We start from the raw sequence: 16075 nt of genomic DNA, 5'->3' as shown, positions 1-16075 counted from the left end.
GTACGGTCACGGGCCCCGCGTACGGTCACGGAACCGGCGTACGGTCACGGGGCCCGGTTCATCCCGCGTACGGGTCGGGCACCTCTCCCTGCCGGGCCAGGAACGCGAAGTCGCATCCGGTGTCGGCCTGAGTGATCTGGTCCTGGTACAGCGCCCCGTAGCCCCGCCCGTAGCGGGCGGGAGGCGGGGACCAGGCGGACCTGCGCCGCTCCAGTTCCTCGTCCTCGACATCGAGCCGCAGGAGCCGGTCCTCGACGTCCAGCGTGATGAGGTCGCCGGTCCGGACCAGGGCGAGCGGCCCGCCGACGAAGGACTCGGGCGCGATGTGCAGGACACACGCTCCGTAACTGGTGCCGCTCATCCGTGCGTCGGAGATCCGCACCATGTCCCGCACCCCTTGCTTCAGCAGGTAGTCGGGGATCGGCAGCATGCCGTACTCGGGCATGCCGGGGCCGCCCTGGGGCCCGGCGTTGCGCAGCACGAGCACATGGTCCGGAGTGAGGGCGAGGGCCGGGTCATTGATCGTGCGCTGGAGCTCCCGGTAGTCGTCGAAGACGACGGCGGGCCCGGTGTGGCGCAGCAGGCGCGGCTCGGCGGCGATGTGCTTGATGACGGCTCCGTCGGGACAGAGGTTGCCGCGCAGCACCGCCACCCCGCCCTCCCCGGCCAGCGGGTCGGAGCGCTCGCGGATGACGTCGCTGTTGTGCACGGGGGCCCCGTCGAGCTGCTCGCGCAGGGTGGCGTGCGCGACCGTGGGCCGGTCCAGGTGCAGCACGTCGGTGAGCCGCCCCAGAAAGCCGGGCAGGCCGCCGGCGAAGTGGAAGTCCTCCATCAGGTACCGCCCGCCGGGACGGAGGTCGGCGAGGACCGGCACCGTACGGGCGATCCGGTCGAAGTCGTCCAGCGTGAGCTTCACGCCGGACCGGCCCGCCATCGCGATCAGATGGATCACGGCATTGGTGGAGCCGCCGAGCGCGAGCACCGTGGCGACGGCGTCCTCGTACGCCTCCGGCGTCAGGATCTGCGACAACGTCACCTGCCGCATGACGAGGTCGACGATCCGCAGCCCCGAAGCCGCGGCCATCCGCTCGTGCCCCGAGTCGACGGCCGGTATGGACGAGGCGCCCGGCAGGGTGACCCCCAGCACCTCGGCGGCGGCGGTCAGGGTGGAGGCGGTGCCCATCGTCATGCAGTGGCCGGGGGAGCGGGCCAGACCGTTCTCCAGCTCGGCCATCTCGCAGTCGCCGATGATCCCGGCCCGCCGCTCGTCCCAGTACCTCCACATGTCCGTGCCGGAGCCGAGGACCTCGTTGCGCCAGTGCCCGGGCAGCATCGGCCCGGCGGGCACGAAGACGGTCGGCAGGTCCACGGAGGCGGCGCCCATCAGCAGCGCGGGCGTCGACTTGTCGCAGCCGCCCAGCAGTACGGCCCCGTCGACGGGGTAGGAGCGCAGCAGCTCCTCGGTCTCCATCGCCAGCAGGTTGCGGTAGAGCATCGGGGTCGGCTTCTGGAAGGTCTCCGAGAGGGTGGAGACCGGGAACTCCAGCGGGAACCCGCCCGCCTGCCAGACCCCCCGCTTGACGGCCTGGGCCCGGTCGCGCAGGTGGGTGTGGCACGGGTTGATGTCGGACCAGGTGTTGAGCACGGCGATGACCGGCTTGCCGAGGTGTTCCTCGGGGAGGTAGCCGAGCTGACGGGTGCGGGCCCGGTGGCTGAAGGACCGCAGCCCGTCGGTGCCGAACCACCGGTGGCTGCGCAGCTCCTCGGGCGCGATACGGCCGGTTCCCGGGCCCCGGGTGGACGTGTCGGTCACAGGGACCACGCGGCTGTCAGCCCGGCGACCTCGGCGCGCCGGGCCTCGGGCAGGACCCGGCTCGGAGCGCGTACATCGCGGCGGCAGAGCCCGAGCGCGGCCAGGGCTTCCTTCACGACGGTGACGTTGTCGGCGGACTGCTCCGCGGCGCGGAGCTCCTCGAAGCGGCGGATACGCTCCCAGACCTTCATCGCCGCCACGTAGTCCCCGGCCCGCAGCGCCTCCAGCATGTCGAGGGAGACGGCCGGGGCGACGTTGACGAGACCGGAGGTGAAGCCGGTGGCGCCGGTGGCGAAGTAGGAGGGGGCGTACAGCTCCGCGAGGCCGGCGATCCAGACGAACCGTTCCAGGCCGGCGTCCCGGGCGAAGGCGCCGAAGCGGGCCGCGTCGGGGACCGCGTACTTCACGCCGACGACGTTGGGGCAGGCGTCGGCGAGTTCGGCGAGCCGCTCGCCGGCCAGCCGCGGGCTGCGGACGTAGGGGACGACGCCGAGCTGCGGCACGGCCTCGGCGATCGACCGGTGGTAGTCGACCCACCCCTCCTGCGCGATGTACGGGTGCACCGGCTGGTGCACCATCACCATCGCCGCACCGACCTCGGCCGCGTGCTCGGCCGCGGCCACCGCGGTCGGCACGTCGTGACCGACGCCCACCAGGACGGTGGCGCGCCCCGCGGCCTCCTCGACGGTCAGCTCGGTGACGAGGCGCCGCTCGTCGGGGGTGAGGGCGTAGAACTCCCCGGTGTTGCCGTTCGGGGTGACCGTGCGGACGCCGCCGTCGAGCAGCCTGCGCATCAGGACGCGGTGGGTCGCGGTGTCGATACTCCCGTCCTCGGCGAACGGCGTCACCGGGATCGCCACAACGTCTGCGAGGGCCGCCTTGAGCGGTGAGTGGTCCATGCGGACTGGCCTTTCTTCGAGGTGCTGGTGGAGCGTGTCCAGCGGGCGGTTCACGCGGCGTCGCCCCCGTCTTCGTCGTCGGGGAAGGCGCGGCGCACGAACGACGCGATGTGGTGGTGCAGGGCCCCGGCAGCGGCCTCCGCGTCATCGGCGAGGGCGAGCCGCAGGATCTCGCGGTGCTCGGCCGCTTCGCGCTCCCAGGACGGGACGGCCGACCAGGCCACGGTCGACACGAGCGCCGCCTGGTCGCGGACCTCGTCGAGCATCCGGGAGAGCAGCGGGTTGCCGCAGGGCAGGTACAGGGCCCGGTGGAAGTCCCGGTTGGCCAGTGACCTGTCCGCCGTGTCGGCCGCCGAGTCGGCCCGTTCCAGGGCCTCCTGGGCCGCCTCCAGCGAGGCGCCCCGGGTGATGGAGCGGCGCAGCGCCTCCGGTTCCAGCAGAAGGCGCACGTCGTACACCTCCCTGGCCATGGTCGCGTCGACGAGCCGCACGGTGACGCCCTTGTACTGGCTCATCACCACGAGCCCGGTGCCCGCGAGCGTCTTGAGCGCCTCGCGGACGGGAGTCTTCGACACCCCGAACTGCGCGGCGAGTTCGGTCTCCACCAACGCCTGTCCCGGTCTCAACTGCGCGGTGAGGATGGCGTGCTTGATGGCCTCCAGCACGTACTGGGTCCGGGACGGGATCGGGGCAGGGGCGAAGGTCATGGGTGACGGGCTCTCACATCTCGCGTATCGCGTCTCATATATGACGTACGAAGTACGACGCGATGAAGCTAGGGCCACGTGGAATGTTTCGTCAACGCTTCCGACCGAAGAACTTCTGCGGCCCTGGAGCCACTTGGCGACGCCGGTGCGCGGGCCGCCCGTCCGGGTGGCCCCATCGGCGGAACAGGGCTCTCCCGTGCGGAGCCGGCCCGGCACGCCCGGGCCCGGCCGGTCGGACGTGCGCGACCTCCCATTTGTCGAACTGTGCCGTAACGTCACAAGTTTCGCCTGTACTCGACGAGGTAAACGCCCTTCGATACCCAAGCCCCGGCGTTCGGTCGACGGAAACGAGATGACGTGGGGAAAAGGGATTGCATTCGATTTCAGGGCGGTCCTGGAACCGACGACCCAGGAGAACTTCATGACTTTTCTGGACGGTGACCGCGGTGCTCCTCAGGAGCCCGCCGCACCCCTCGCGTCCGCGCAGGTTCCTGACCCGAAACCGACCATGCTCGAATCCATGGGAGGCCCGGCGGGATTCGTCTACTCCACCATTCCGGTCGTCGTCTTCGTGGTGGGAGATGCCCTGGCGACCACGCCGGTGGCCATCTCCGTGGCGATGGCCACCGGCGTGGTGCTCACCGTGGTGCGCCTGCTGCGCGGCGAGCGCTTCGCCTCGGCGGTCGGCGGGCTCGTCGGCGTGGCGTTCGCCGCGGGCATCGTCGCGCTGACCGGGTCGGCCAAGGACTTCTTCCTGCTCGGGATCTGGGCGGCCCTCGCCGGATTCATCGCCGCTTTCGGCTCGCTCCTGGCCCGCCGGCCGCTGACCGGCGCCGCCTGGAACCTCCTCCACGGCGGCAAGCACGCCTGGCGGGAGGACCCGGTGGTGCTGCGGGCGCACGACATCGCCACCCTGGCCGCCGCGATCATGTTCGGCGGCCGATTCGTCGTCAAACAGTGGCTCTACGTCCACGACTTCACCGGCTGGCTGGCGTTCGCGAAAATCGCCATGGGAACCCCCCCTGACGATTGTCGCCGCGCTCGTCGCCGCCTGGGCTTTCCGGCGGAGCTCCAAACGGCTGATCCGTGAACTCTGACCGGCCCACGCACGCACGGCGGCATCATTCGGAAAGGGCGGGAAAATGACGAACAACATCAGGCGGGGTACGGCACTGCGCGCGCTCGGTGCATTCGAGAAGACCATCGATCTCTATATGCACAGAAACCCTGTCCAGTTCTCCTTGGTGGCTCGCATCGACCGGCAGGTTTCGGTGGTGACGCTGGCACAGGCGCTGGCGCGCCTCCAGGAACGGCATCCCCTGCTCGCGGCCTCGGTCGACCGCGGCGCGGTGGAAACCCTGTACCGCTCGGCGGAGGGCGCCGTCGAGGTCGCGACACGTGCCTCGGGCACCCCGTGGCAGGCGGTCGTGGCCACCGAACAGACCCGCCCCATTCCGCCGGAACCGGGTCCCCTGCTGCGAGCCGTCCTGATCCCCGGAGAGGCGCACTGTTCCATCGTGCTGACCTTCGCCCATCAGATCACCGACGGAGTCGGCGGCCTGCGCGTGCTGCTGGACCTGATCGCGGCTCTCGACGGCGGCGCACGCGAAAGGACCGGCGGCGTACCGCGGGCCCAGGAGGACCTCCTCGCCGGCCTCGACGTACGGACGGACCCCGGCGACGCCGAGGCTCCGGTGGTCTCGCCGGCAGAGGACGAGCGTATGACCGCACCCGGGGAGCTCGTCCCGTTCACCGCGATGCTGCCGCACGTGTCCGCCCTCGCGCTGGACCGTGAACTGACGACGAGGCTCGTCGGCCGCTGCCGTACGGAGGGCATGTCGGTGCACGCGGCCCTCTGCTCGGCCGCTTCCATGGTGTTCCACGGACGGGGCCGCGACTTCGTGCGGGTGTTGAGTCCGGTGGACCTGCGCCGCGCGGCCGGCCTGCCCGACGATGTCGCCAACCGCTTCGCCGGCGCTCGGACGGCGAGTGAGGCGACGCGCGCGGACGACCTCTGGGCCCTTGCTCGGCGGCACCACGAGTCCCTCGCGCGGCAACGTGCACCGCACGTGCTCCGGGCCGGTTCCGCGGCTCTCTCCGCGAGCCCGCCGGAGACTCCCGAGGACGCCGAGGCGATGATGGCCGCGGTCACAGCGGCCGATATCCAGATCACCAACCTCGGTGCGGCGGAAGCGTTCGGATCGATCCCGCCCTCGGTCACGGCTCTCTGGGGCCCCGCGCAGATCACCCAGGTGCGAGGGGAGCACGTCCTCGGCGTCGTCACCGTCGGCGGGCGCCTGCGGATGACCGAACTCACCCACGACCCCGTGGCCGGCCTTCTCCCGGAGATGGCCGCTGTTCTCGCCCGGGCATGCGCGGCCCCGGACCGGGACGCCGGCCCCGCGTGACGGTTGCCTCCCGCGCGGCGGGCCCGCCGGGAGCCGGTCCGAGGCCGCGCACGACCGCACGCCCTTCCCCGACCCCCCACCACACCCCCCCACACGAGGAGCGACGTTGTCCTACCTGCCCACCCGACTCCACCCGACGATGATCGCGGTGGCCGTGCCGCTGCTGCTTCTGGTCGGAGCGTGCAGTCCGACCACGTCCGACGCCTCACAGCCGGCGAAAGCCTCGACGAAACCACCCGGTGAGCTGGACCGCTTCCATGCCCAGGACCTCGCATTCGGCTCGTGCAAGGGGTACGGCACCACTCCGGCGGACGAGAAGGCCTTCGCCGATCCCGGTCTCCAGTGCGCCCGGCTGGAAGTGCCGCTCGACTACGGCGAACCCGACGGCAGGACGGGGCAGATCGCGGTGCTCCGGGTCCCCGCACGGGGCAAGTCGAAGGGGCCCTTGCTCCTCAACTCGGGCGGTCCCGGCGGCACCGGGCAGAACTTCGCGGCGCAGACCGGCACGGCGCTGGCGAAGAGCCCCGTGACCGAGAGCTTCGACCTCGTGGGATTCGACCCCCGTGGCGTCGGAGCGTCCCGACCGGCGATCCGCTGCTTCACCGAGGAGGACTACCTCGCCGGTGACGTACGCACCGAACTCGTCCTGACAGCCGGTCGCTTCACCGAGGAAGACACCAAGCGACTCGTCGGCAAGTGCGCGCGGGGCTCCGGCGGTGAACAGAACCTGGGCAGCGTCAGCACCCGCGACACGGTCCGCGACATGGACATCCTGCTGTCCGCCCTCGGCGGGAAGAAGCTGAACTTCCTGGGCCAGAGCTACGGGACCCGGATCGGAGCGCTGTACGCCGAGCAGTACCCGCACAACGTACGCAGCATGGTCCTCGACGGCGCCGTCGACCCCCACCTCGGCAGCGAGCGGCGACTGTCCCAGTACAGCGGCTTCCAACGCTCCTTCGACAAGATGGCCGAGGCCTGCGCCGCCGGCAAGGACTGCCCCCTGGGCACCGATCCGAAGCAAGCGACCGAGAAGTTCCAGAAGATCGCCCGCCCGCTTCTCGACAAGCCGCTCACCTACGGGCAGGGGATGCGGTTCACGTACAACGACCTCATGGACGCGGTGATCTCCGGCCTCTACTACCAAGCGGTCTGGCCGAAGATCACCAAGGGCATCGCCGAGGTGCGGTCGGGCGACCCCGAACAACTCCTGGCCATCTCCGCGGCCTTCAGCGGGCGCGGCCCGGACGGGAGCGGCAGTAACTTCGACGTGGCCAACTACGCCATCACCTGCATGGACGAGGCACGCATGACCCCCGAGCAGGCGGTCGAGATGCGCGGCAGGACCTACCGGGCGGCACCGTTCGTAGACCCGGGCACCGGCACCGAAGGGGCCAGGGACACCTGCGAGTTCTGGCCGACCGGGCCGAAGACCACATACCCCTTCCCCGACCGCGTCGACGGGCTGCCCGCCACCCTGACGATCTCGATCACCGGTGACCCGAGCACTCCGCATCAGGCGGGCGTCAACCTGGCCGAGACCCTCGACGGCAGCCTACTGACCGTGAAGGGGGAGCAGCACACCATCGCCGCATCGGGGGCCAACGCCTGCGTCAACAAGGCTGTGGCCGACTATCTGATCCACCTGCGAACCCCGTCCGAAAGCACCACCTGCACCCTCTGAACACCCCACCGGGGCCCGCCGACGAGCGTCTGCGCCCGGTCCGTGTCCTTCTTCCCCCGCCGAACAGCGGCGGAAGAAGGACACCGCGGTTCCGGTGGGAGGAACACCTGCGCTTCCCGTAGCGACCTGCCCGTACGCTGCCGGGGCCAGGTGCGCCCATCCCGCACCCCCGCGCTTGACCATGCCGCTGCGGCATGGTTTCCACTGGACCCCTTCGGCGCGACCGCGCCGACATCACCGGTTGCCGAGGGAGAAACCCATCATGGCGTGGAGCACCCGCGAGATCGCGGAGCTCGCCGGCACCAGCCTGAGGACGGTGCGGCACTACCACGACATCGGGCTGCTCGACGAGCCGGAGCGGCGCTCCAACGGCTACAAGCAGTACGGTGTCACCCACCTCGTCCGGCTGCTGCGGGTCAAACGCCTCACGGCCCTCGGATTCTCCCTGGCCCAGATCGCCGCCCTGCGCGACGACGAACACCCCCGGGACGCCCTCCAAACCCTCGACGCAGAACTGGCCGCCACCATCGAACGCCTCCGACAGGCCCGCTTCGAGGTCGCGGCACTGCTGAAGAAGACCGCTACCACCGATCTGCCACTCCGGTTCGCCGAGGCGGACGGCCCCGCCGAACTCCCGGAGCCGGACCGCTCGTTCGTCACCGTCCTGGGCACGATTCTCGGCCCGGCCGGCATGGACGCCTACGCGGACATGCTGCGACAGGACCCCGACGCGGTAGCCCTGGAACTCGACGACCTCCCTGCCGACGCCGACGAACCGACGCGTCGGGACCTCGCGGAACGCCTCGTGCCTCATGTCCGCGCACTGCATGCGAAGCACCCCGGCCTGGAGCACCTCTCCTCGGACGCCCCACGAGGCCCGGAGCACACCGCGCAGACCATCGGCAGAGCGATCACCGACCTCTACAACCCCGCCCAGGTCGACGTGTTGCGCCGCCTCAGGACACTTCTCGGGCGACCGGAGGGCAACACGGCCGTCTGACCCGGCGGCCCCCCTTGTCCACCGGTCGGTGGACAACAGGTTCAGTCGGCAGGACGTGTCGGGCGCCGCACCCCCGCGGCCAGGATTTCCCGCATGAGACACCTACCTGTACGTATGGCTCGATGGAGCGCCCGGCACGCCGGGCGGGCGATCGCCGGCTGGTTCGCGTTCGTCGTCCTGTGCCTCGGCGCCGGCATCGCGCTGGGCACCAACGAGGCCACCACCGAGGACTTCTGGGTCGGCGAGGCGGGACGCGCCGAGGCGACGGCGACCGAGGGCGGCCTGGAGCGTTCTCCCACCGAGCGGATCATCATCCGGGCCAGGTCGGGGGAGCTCGACATGGCAGCGGCCGGCGCGGCGGCCCGGGATGTGACCGCGCGGATGCGGGGCCTGCCAGAGGTGGAGAGCGTGGCCGCTCCCGTCCGCTCGAAGAGCGGCGAGGCACTGCTGGTCTCGGTGGTCCTGAACGGCCCCGAACTGAACGGCAGGAAGAACGTCGTGCCGCTGCTGGAGCAGACGGCGTCGGTGGGCGCCGACCACCCGGACCTGGTGGTGGAGGAGACCGGATCCCCAGCCATCAGCAAGGGCGTCAACGACCAGCGCGACGAGGACCTCGCGCTCTCCGAACGCATAAGCCTGCCCGTCACCGTCATCACCCTGCTGATCGTGTTCGGCTCGGTGATCATGGCGGGTGTGCCGCTGCTGCTGGCGCTCTCCTCGATCGCCGCCGCGATCGGGCTGTCCATGGTCGCCTCGCACGTCATGCCCGACGCGGGGGTCGGGACGAACCTCATCCTGCTCATCGGCCTGGCGGTCGGCGTCGACTACACCCTCTTCTACCTGAAGCGCGAACGGGAGGAACGGGCGCGCGCCGACGGGCGGCTCGGCCCGGAAGCCCTCGTGGAGCTGGCGGCGGCGACAGCGGGCCGGGCCATCGTGGTCTCGGGTCTGGCCGTGATCGTCTCCACCGCCACCCTGTATCTGGCCACGGACGTCATCTTCTCCTCACTGGCGACCGGGACCATCCTCGTCGTGGCCGTCGCCGTGGCCAGCTCGCTCACCGTGCTCCCCGCGCTGCTGGTCGTCATCGGCCGCCGTGCCGACCGGCTCGCTCCCCGCAGGGACGCCCGCCGGGCGAAGCGCGGCAGGCCGGCCCGGGCCGGGAAGCCGGAGACGGGACGGGTGTTCGCCGCTCTGTTGCGCCCGGCCCGGACCCGCCCCGCCCTCACCCTGTGCCTGTCGGTCCTCGTCATGCTCGGTCTGGCCGTGCCCGCGCTCGGCATGAAACTGATCGACCCGGGAAGGGACACCTTCTCCCGCGACATCCCGGCCATGCGGGTGTACGACCGGCTCACCGCGAGCTTCCCCGAACTCCTCGTCACGCACGAGGTCGTCACCCGCTCCACGCCGGAGCAGGCGGCACAGGTGAGGCAGGCCCTGGAGGATCTCGGCCGACGGGCCCAGGCGGACCCCCTCTTCGTGCAGGCCCCGAAGGACGCGGAGGGCGCGGAGAGCCCCACGAACCCGAAGACCCCGGCGATATCCGAGCCGACGGTCCGCACATCGGCAGACGGCCGGATCAGCGTGCTGGAACTCTCGGTCCCCCATCCCGCGCCCTCCGCCGAGGCGATCGCGTCGCTCACCCACCTCCGCCAGGACCACATCCCCGCCACCGTCGGCCGACTGTCCGGCGTGGAGACGGCGGTGAGCGGCGACGTCGCGCGGGGCCGCGACTACGTGAGTCACGAGAGCGACAAGCTGCCCCTGGTCCTCGGCTTCCTGCTGCTGATGACCTTCCTGATGACCGTGTGGGCGTTCCGCTCCGTGGTGATCGGCGCGATCGGCGTCGTACTGAATCTGCTCTCCGCCGGCGCCTCGCTGGGCATGCTGGTCCTGGTCTTCCAGGGGACGTGGGCGGAGGGACTGCTGGTCTTCGACTCCCTCGGGGCGATCGCGTCCAGGGTTCCGTTGTTCCTCGTGGTGATCCTCTTCGGCCTGTCGATGGACTACCAGGTGTTCGTGGTCAGCCGGATCCAGGAGGCCAGACAGAACGGCATGTCCGCCCGTGAGGCGGTCCTGGAGGGCATCAACCGGTCGGCCAAGGTGGTGACCAGCGCGGCGATCGTCATGGTGACGGTGTTCGGCGCGTTCGTGGCCCTGCATCTCACCGAGATGAAGCAGATGGGGTTCTGCCTGGCCGTGGCCGTCCTCCTGGACGCCGTGGTCATCCGGCTCATGGTCCTGCCGTCGGTGCTGTTGCTCCTCGGTGAGCGTGCCTGGTGGCCGGCCCGGCGCCCCACCCGGGTCGGGCGGGCGCAGGAACCCGCCGCCGGGACCCTGGCGGAAGTAGGCTGACGCGGTGAATCAACGGCCGCAGCCCGACACCGCGTTGACCGTACCGTCGCTGCACCGGTGGAACGCCGTCTTCTGGGTGCTGCTGGGCGTGGTCCCGCCGGCCCTCGCGGTCGCCGACGCACCCGGGACGACGCGCTTCCCGGTGCTGGGGCTGCTGGCCGTGCTCGCCCTGTCGTACGGCGCGGTGGGGCTGTTCCCCGGCAACCCCGCCCTGCGCCCCCGCCCCTACCTGTACGTACTCGTCGTGGGCCTCGGAGCCATGTCGTACCTGCTCGACGGCAGCGCGGCGCTCTTCGTGGTGACACTGCCGCACTTCTGGATCTACACCGCGAGCGCGCGTGCCGCGATCGCCCTGAGCGGTCTCGCCGCTGCGGGCGTCGTGGCCGGCAACGTCGTACGGCAGGGCTGGGACGGGGAGTTCTTCACCGGCAACGTGATCTTCACGCTCATCGGGTACGCGGCAGGCGTACTCATCGGAGTGGGGGTGCGCCACATCACCGAGGACGCCGACGAGCGGGCCCGTCGGCTGAGCGCCGAACTGGAGGAGGCGCGGCTCCGGCTCATCGAGGCACACCACCGCCAGGGGGCGGCGGACGAGCGCGAACGGCTCGCGCGGGAGATCCACGACACGCTCGCCCAGGGGTTCGCGTCCATCATCGTGCTCGCGGAGGCGGCCAGATCCGGTCTGGCGACCGACCCGGGCAGGAGCGGGAAACACCTGCTCGCGATCGAGAACACCGCACGCGAGAACCTCGCCGAGGCGCGCGTCCTCGTCGGCTCGGCACCGGAGAGCGGTGTCGCCGCCGGCTCGGTGGCGGACACCCTGCGACGTACCCTGCGGCGGTTCACCGAGTCCACCGGGACCTGCGTCACCTCCGAACTGCCGGACGTCACCTGCGACCAGCAGACCCGCATCGCTCTCCTGCGCTGCACCCAGGAGTCCCTCGCCAACATCCGCAAGCACGCGGCGGCCTCCACCGTGGAGGTGGTCCTCACCGCGCAGCCGTACGGGATCGAGCTGGAGATCACCGACGACGGCGCGGGCTTCGTGACGGAGGACTCCCACGGCTTCGGGCTGCACGGAATGCGCAAACGCCTGGCCGAGTTGGGCGGCGAGCTCACCGTCACGAGTTCGGTCGGCGACGGTACACGCGTCCTGGCCATGATTCCCACCGACGGGCAGGGCTGAGATGACGCACGGGCCGACAGCGCAGAAGAAGCTCCGGATCCTCGTGGTGGACGACCATACGGTGATGCGTGCCGGGGTCGTCGCCCTGCTGGCGAACGAACCCACCATCGAGATCGTCGGTGAGGCCGAGGACGGCCGGGCGGCCGTCGGTCTCGTTCAACGGCTGGAGCCCGACGTGGTGCTGATGGACCTGCGGATGCCGGTCCTCGACGGGACGAGCGCCACCGCGGAGATCGTCGCCGGTCCCGCCCGGACCCGCGTGCTGGTCCTGACCACGTACGAGACCGACGCGGAGATCGAGCGCGCCGTCGAGGCGGGCGCCATCGGCTACCTGCTGAAGGACGCCACCCGCGAGCAGCTGGTCGAGGCCGTCCACTCCGCGTCCCGGGGCGAGACCGTGCTGGCCCCGCGTGTCGCGGCGCGGCTGGTGGCCCGGATGCGACGGCCGACGCCGGTGACGCTGACGCCACGGGAGGTGGATGTGCTGGGCGCGGTGGCGGACGGGCTGTCCAACGTGGAGATCGGCCGCCGACTGGTCATCGCGGAGGCGACCGTGAAGACGCATCTGCTGAGGGTCTTCGCCAAACTCGACGTCGCCGACCGTACGCACGCGGTGGTAAAGGCACTGGAGCTTGGTCTGCTGGAAGGACCCCGGGGGAGAGCGGAAGGCGTCTGACCTCCCTCCCGGTCGGCGCGTGCCCGTGCTCGTGGCGGGTCAGCCTCGCGAGCGCGCGGTGGGTCGGCCCTCGCGATAGAGGCCGGCGGCGAGGGCGATCGCGGTGTGCGTGGCGGGGTGGGTGGCGTGGGCGTGCCAGATGAGGTGGACGGTGACCGGGTCGGCCCCCCGGAGAGGACGGTAGGTGATGCCGTCACGGCGGTACTGGGCCGCGGTGGCCTGGGGTGTGAGCCCGACACAGCGACCGGTGGCGATGGCGGCCAGCCAGTCGTCGATGTCCTGCGTGAACTCGACCCTCGGCCGGTCCCGCTCCGGCCACAGATCCAGAGCGGTGGTGCCCGTGCGGCGGTCGATGGCCAGGGCACGGGCCGGGATCTCGTCCAGGCGGATACCGCGGCGGCGGGCCCAGGGGTCGTCGGACGCCATGGCCACGTACCGGGCCTCGGTACCGGTCCGGGCGTGGGACCACGGCTTGAGGTCGATCGGAGCACGGATGACGGCGAGGTCGCACAGCCCCTCCGCCAGGCCGCCGGTGGGAGTGTTGTGACGGATGAGGCGCAGGTCGGTCCCGGGGTGCCGTTCGTGCCAGCGGCGCTGGAACTCGGTGGTGTGCCGACCGAAGGCGGACCAGGCGTGACCGATGTGCAGACGAGTGTGCCCGGTGGTGGCCTCGCGGACGAATTCCTCGGTGCCGGCAAGCACGATGCGGGCGCGGGCCAGCGCGCGGACTCCCGCGGCGGTGGGGGCGACGCTGCGACTGGTGCGGATCAACAGCCGCACGCCGAGGAGGCTTTCGAGGCCGGCGAGGGTGCGCGAGACGGCGGCCTGCGACATGCCGAGTGCGTGGCCGGCGTCGGTGAAACTGCCGGTGTCCACGATGGCGACCAGACACCGGAGCTGCTTCAGCTCCAGCGCACGCGCCGTGCTCCCCGACTCATCCATACGCCCATCGTATAGATGCGTGCGCGGATGCATTTTGCGCAGGGCGGTGGCTCTCCCATCGTCGGTGGCATGAAGACCGATACTTCTCCGGCCTCGACGCCCCGCCCGGCCGGAGCCGACGGGGCGGGGCCACGACCGGGCACGGGGCGTGGAGCCGGTGTGGCCCTGATGCTGGGCAGCGGCCTGTCCAACCAGACGGGCGCCTCCGTCGCGGCTCTCGCCTTCCCGGTGATCGGGCCCGCTGGGGTGGTGGCGGTACGCCAGTGGGTGGCCGCCGTGATCCTCGGCGCCGTCGGCCGGCCACGGCTGCGGCACTTCACCGCCGCGCAGTGGCGTCCCGTCCTGGGCCTCGCCCTGGTGTTCGCCGGGATGAACCTCTCCCTGTACACGGCGATCGACAGGATCGGCCTCGGGCTGGCCGTCACGCTGGAGTTCCTCGGCCCGCTGACCGTCGCCCTGGCCGGCTCCCGTCGCCGGACCGACCTGGTCGCCGCCGGGGCAGCCGCGGGCGCGGTGGCCGTGCTCATGCGCCCCACGCCCTCCACCGACTACCCGGGCATCGGCCTGGCCCTCCTGGCGGCGGCCTGCTGGGCCTGCTACATCCTGCTCAACCGGACGGTCGGGACCCGCCTGCCCGGCCTGGAGGGCTCGGCCGCCGCCGCGATGGTCTCCGCCGTGCTCTACCTGCCCGTCGGCGCCTGGGTGCTGTGGCATCACCCGCCCACGCCCACCGCGCTGGGCTGCGCCCTCGTCGCCGGGGTGCTCTCATCGGCGGTGCCGTTCCTGGCCGACCTGCTGGCGCTGCGCCGTGTCCCGGCCCACTTCTTCGGTGTGTTCATGAGCGTCAACCCGGTCTTCGCCGCCCTGGTCGGCCTCACCGTTCTCGGGCAGCGGCTCGACGTCCTCGCCTGGTCGGCCATCGCGGTGATCGTCGCCGCGAACACCGCCGCCGTATCCACCGTACACAGGAAGAGAACCCCATGAGGATCACGTCGACGTCCACCGCGCGTCCGGCCCGTTCCTACCGCTGCGTGACGGTGGTGAGGAAGTCCAGGACGAGCGGGCTCGCGACGGCGCGGAACTCCTCGAAGTAGGCGCGCCGCGCTCCGGGGACCAGGTGCAGAGTGGCGCCGGGGATACGCTCCGCGAGCAGGGGAGCGTTGGCGGCCGGGTTGAGCAGGTCATCGGCGCCGTGCACGACGAGAGTGGGCGCGCCGATACCCGGCAGGAGCTGCCATGCGTCGTGCTGGTTGCCGGCCGCGAGGTGGCGCCGTCGGGCGTGGGCGGGCATGCCCGGGTCGCCCAGCGTCCGGTACGGTCCGGGGTTCGCCGTCAGCCAGGCCGGGGTGTACATCAGCTCCAGCAGGGCCTGCCGCGCCGCACCGGGTCGCGTCTGCACCAGGGACCTGCGCACGTCGTCGGTGCGTTCGACGGCGTGCGGGCCGCCGGGCGATGTGCACCCGAGCACCAGGGCGCGTACGCGGTCGGGGTGGCGCGCCGCGAGCTGCTGCGCCACCCGCCCGCCCATTGACGTCCCGTAGATGTCGGCCCGCTCGATACCGAGGGCGTCGAGTACCGCGATCACGTCCAGGGCGAACAGCTCGGTGCTGTAGGGCAGATCGGGTTTGTCGCTCTCCCCCGTACCCCGGTAGTCGAAGGTGATGGTGCTGCGGGCGTCGTGGAAGTCGCCGCGCACCGAGTCCCACCAGTGGTGGTTGTTGGCCTGCCCCGCCAGGAGGAGCAGGGGAGCAGCCCCGTCGCCCCGGACCTGATAGGCGATACCGACCCCGTCGGGCGTCGTCGTGCGCGGCATGGGCGTCCTCACTCCTCATAGGCCGAGGGCCGGGGGAGCACCGACCTGTTCGAGCGCCCCGGCCAGGTCGTAGTTGAACCAGCTCTCGGCGATCCTGCCCTGCTGGAACCGCAAGGTGACGTGACCGGTCGTCTCGAACGCTCTGCCGCTGGGCGGGTTTCCCCGGTAGTCGCCGGTGTGGCGGCCGTGGATGATGAATCGGGAGCAGACGAGATCGCCCTCGGCCACCAAGCTCTGTGCGGTGTGGGTGACTTCGAAGGCCTCGCGGACCTCTCGGTACGAACGCGTGGCCTCCGCGAGACCCACGGTCTCCTGCTCCATGTTGGGGTCGTGCTCGGCGTAGTCGGCTGTGCAGTGGTGCGCGTAGACGGACTCGCGGTCGTCGTCTGCTGACTCTTCCAGAAACCGGCGGGCAAGCGTTTTGGTGTCCATGACCCCGTTCTTACCTCCCGTCACCGGCCCCGCCTCGCCTCTTCACCCTCTGCCCGGCGGTTTCCTGGGCTGCCCGGTCGAATCGGGGCGGAGCTCCGCGCAGGGTGCCGGCCGCGCTACGCCTGCACTCTTCCGCTGCGCCCGCACTCTTCCCTGGCCT

14 protein-coding genes are annotated in these 16075 nt (G+C 71.2%); 8 read left to right on the top strand and 6 right to left on the bottom strand.

Translation table 11 applies throughout. The annotated features are described in order from the left end of the window. Positions 1-58: 58 nt before the first annotated feature. The 3 genes from araD to AC3CH1_RS00160 are packed head-to-tail and all read right to left on the bottom strand — an operon-like array spanning position 59 to position 3419. Positions 59-1813, bottom strand: a complete 1755-nt coding sequence (araD, locus tag AC3CH1_RS00170) for an L-arabinonate dehydratase (RefSeq protein ID WP_488460945.1) — start codon at positions 1811-1813, stop codon at positions 59-61. Then, complete coding sequence (locus AC3CH1_RS00165; RefSeq protein WP_488460944.1) at positions 1810-2712, bottom strand: dihydrodipicolinate synthase family protein; 903 nt, start codon at positions 2710-2712, stop codon at positions 1810-1812. Before AC3CH1_RS00165 ends, araD begins: the two co-directional genes overlap by 4 nt. A 50-nt stretch (positions 2713-2762) precedes the next feature. Next, positions 2763-3419 (bottom strand): GntR family transcriptional regulator, encoded by a 657-nt coding sequence (locus AC3CH1_RS00160; RefSeq protein WP_018960934.1) that lies wholly within the window; start codon positions 3417-3419, stop codon positions 2763-2765. A gap of 352 nt (positions 3420-3771) precedes the next feature. Here AC3CH1_RS00160 and AC3CH1_RS00155 point away from each other — a divergent pair, with 352 nt between their 5' ends. From AC3CH1_RS00155 to AC3CH1_RS00125, 7 genes are all read left to right on the top strand, one after another. Beyond that, positions 3772-4509, top strand: a complete 738-nt coding sequence (locus AC3CH1_RS00155; protein ID WP_488460943.1) for a DUF3159 domain-containing protein — start codon at positions 3772-3774, stop codon at positions 4507-4509. 52 nt (positions 4510-4561) lie between these two features. Beyond that, positions 4562-5827: a phthiocerol/phthiodiolone dimycocerosyl transferase family protein gene (locus AC3CH1_RS00150; RefSeq protein WP_488460942.1), complete on the top strand. Its 1266-nt coding sequence runs from the start codon at positions 4562-4564 to the stop codon at positions 5825-5827. Positions 5828-5933: 106 nt separating this feature from the next. Further along, positions 5934-7508, top strand: a complete 1575-nt coding sequence (locus AC3CH1_RS00145; RefSeq protein ID WP_488460941.1) for an alpha/beta fold hydrolase — start codon at positions 5934-5936, stop codon at positions 7506-7508. 262 nt (positions 7509-7770) lie between these two features. After that, on the top strand, positions 7771-8508 hold the full coding sequence (locus AC3CH1_RS00140; RefSeq protein WP_488460940.1) for a MerR family transcriptional regulator: 738 nt from the start codon (positions 7771-7773) through the stop codon (positions 8506-8508). A 93-nt stretch (positions 8509-8601) separates the two neighbouring features. Next, positions 8602-10863 (top strand): MMPL family transporter, encoded by a 2262-nt coding sequence (locus tag AC3CH1_RS00135; protein ID WP_488460939.1) that lies wholly within the window; start codon positions 8602-8604, stop codon positions 10861-10863. Between the two features lie 4 nt (positions 10864-10867). Further along, a complete protein-coding gene (locus AC3CH1_RS00130; RefSeq protein ID WP_488460938.1) occupies positions 10868-12052 on the top strand; it encodes a sensor histidine kinase in 1185 nt (394 codons plus the stop codon). A gap of 1 nt (position 12053) precedes the next feature. Continuing rightward, positions 12054-12728: a response regulator gene (locus AC3CH1_RS00125; protein ID WP_488460937.1), complete on the top strand. Its 675-nt coding sequence runs from the start codon at positions 12054-12056 to the stop codon at positions 12726-12728. 39 nt (positions 12729-12767) lie between these two features. On the opposite strand, the gene AC3CH1_RS00120 is transcribed toward AC3CH1_RS00125, so the two are convergent. Continuing rightward, entirely contained in the window at positions 12768-13670 is a 903-nt protein-coding gene (locus AC3CH1_RS00120; protein ID WP_488460936.1) for a LysR family transcriptional regulator, read from the bottom strand. Positions 13671-13838: 168 nt separating this feature from the next. Between AC3CH1_RS00120 and AC3CH1_RS00115 the strand changes: the two genes are divergently transcribed. After that, positions 13839-14654 carry an EamA family transporter gene (locus AC3CH1_RS00115; protein ID WP_488462106.1) on the top strand — a complete coding sequence of 272 codons (816 nt, stop codon included), beginning with the start codon at positions 13839-13841 and terminating at the stop codon, positions 14652-14654. 37 nt (positions 14655-14691) lie between these two features. On the opposite strand, the gene AC3CH1_RS00110 is transcribed toward AC3CH1_RS00115, so the two are convergent. Then, positions 14692-15483 (bottom strand): alpha/beta fold hydrolase, encoded by a 792-nt coding sequence (locus AC3CH1_RS00110; protein ID WP_488460935.1) that lies wholly within the window; start codon positions 15481-15483, stop codon positions 14692-14694. A gap of 15 nt (positions 15484-15498) precedes the next feature. Then, entirely contained in the window at positions 15499-15915 is a 417-nt protein-coding gene (locus AC3CH1_RS00105) for an ester cyclase (RefSeq protein ID WP_488460934.1), read from the bottom strand. Positions 15916-16075: the final 160 nt, after the last annotated feature.

It is taken from the genome of Streptomyces sp. MGP-P1 (assembly GCF_057766565.1).
This window is presented reverse-complemented; position numbering and strand designations above follow the sequence as displayed.

Bases quoted from the DNA above. Each gene is read 5' to 3' on its own strand.
- AC3CH1_RS00165 (WP_488460944.1), bottom strand. From the start codon at position 2,712: ATGGACCACTCACCGCTCAAGGCGGCCCTCGCAGACGTTGTGGCGATC.
- AC3CH1_RS00160 (WP_018960934.1), bottom strand. From the start codon at position 3,419: ATGACCTTCGCCCCTGCCCCGATCCCGTCCCGGACCCAGTACGTGCTG.
- AC3CH1_RS00155 (WP_488460943.1), top strand. From the start codon at position 3,772: ATGACGTGGGGAAAAGGGATTGCATTCGATTTCAGGGCGGTCCTGGAA.
- AC3CH1_RS00150 (WP_488460942.1), top strand. From the start codon at position 4,562: ATGACGAACAACATCAGGCGGGGTACGGCACTGCGCGCGCTCGGTGCA.
- AC3CH1_RS00140 (WP_488460940.1), top strand. From the start codon at position 7,771: ATGGCGTGGAGCACCCGCGAGATCGCGGAGCTCGCCGGCACCAGCCTG.
- AC3CH1_RS00135 (WP_488460939.1), top strand. From the start codon at position 8,602: ATGAGACACCTACCTGTACGTATGGCTCGATGGAGCGCCCGGCACGCC.
- AC3CH1_RS00125 (WP_488460937.1), top strand. From the start codon at position 12,054: ATGACGCACGGGCCGACAGCGCAGAAGAAGCTCCGGATCCTCGTGGTG.
- AC3CH1_RS00120 (WP_488460936.1), bottom strand. From the start codon at position 13,670: ATGGATGAGTCGGGGAGCACGGCGCGTGCGCTGGAGCTGAAGCAGCTC.
- AC3CH1_RS00115 (WP_488462106.1), top strand. From the start codon at position 13,839: ATGCTGGGCAGCGGCCTGTCCAACCAGACGGGCGCCTCCGTCGCGGCT.
- AC3CH1_RS00110 (WP_488460935.1), bottom strand. From the start codon at position 15,483: ATGCCGCGCACGACGACGCCCGACGGGGTCGGTATCGCCTATCAGGTC.
- AC3CH1_RS00105 (WP_488460934.1), bottom strand. From the start codon at position 15,915: ATGGACACCAAAACGCTTGCCCGCCGGTTTCTGGAAGAGTCAGCAGAC.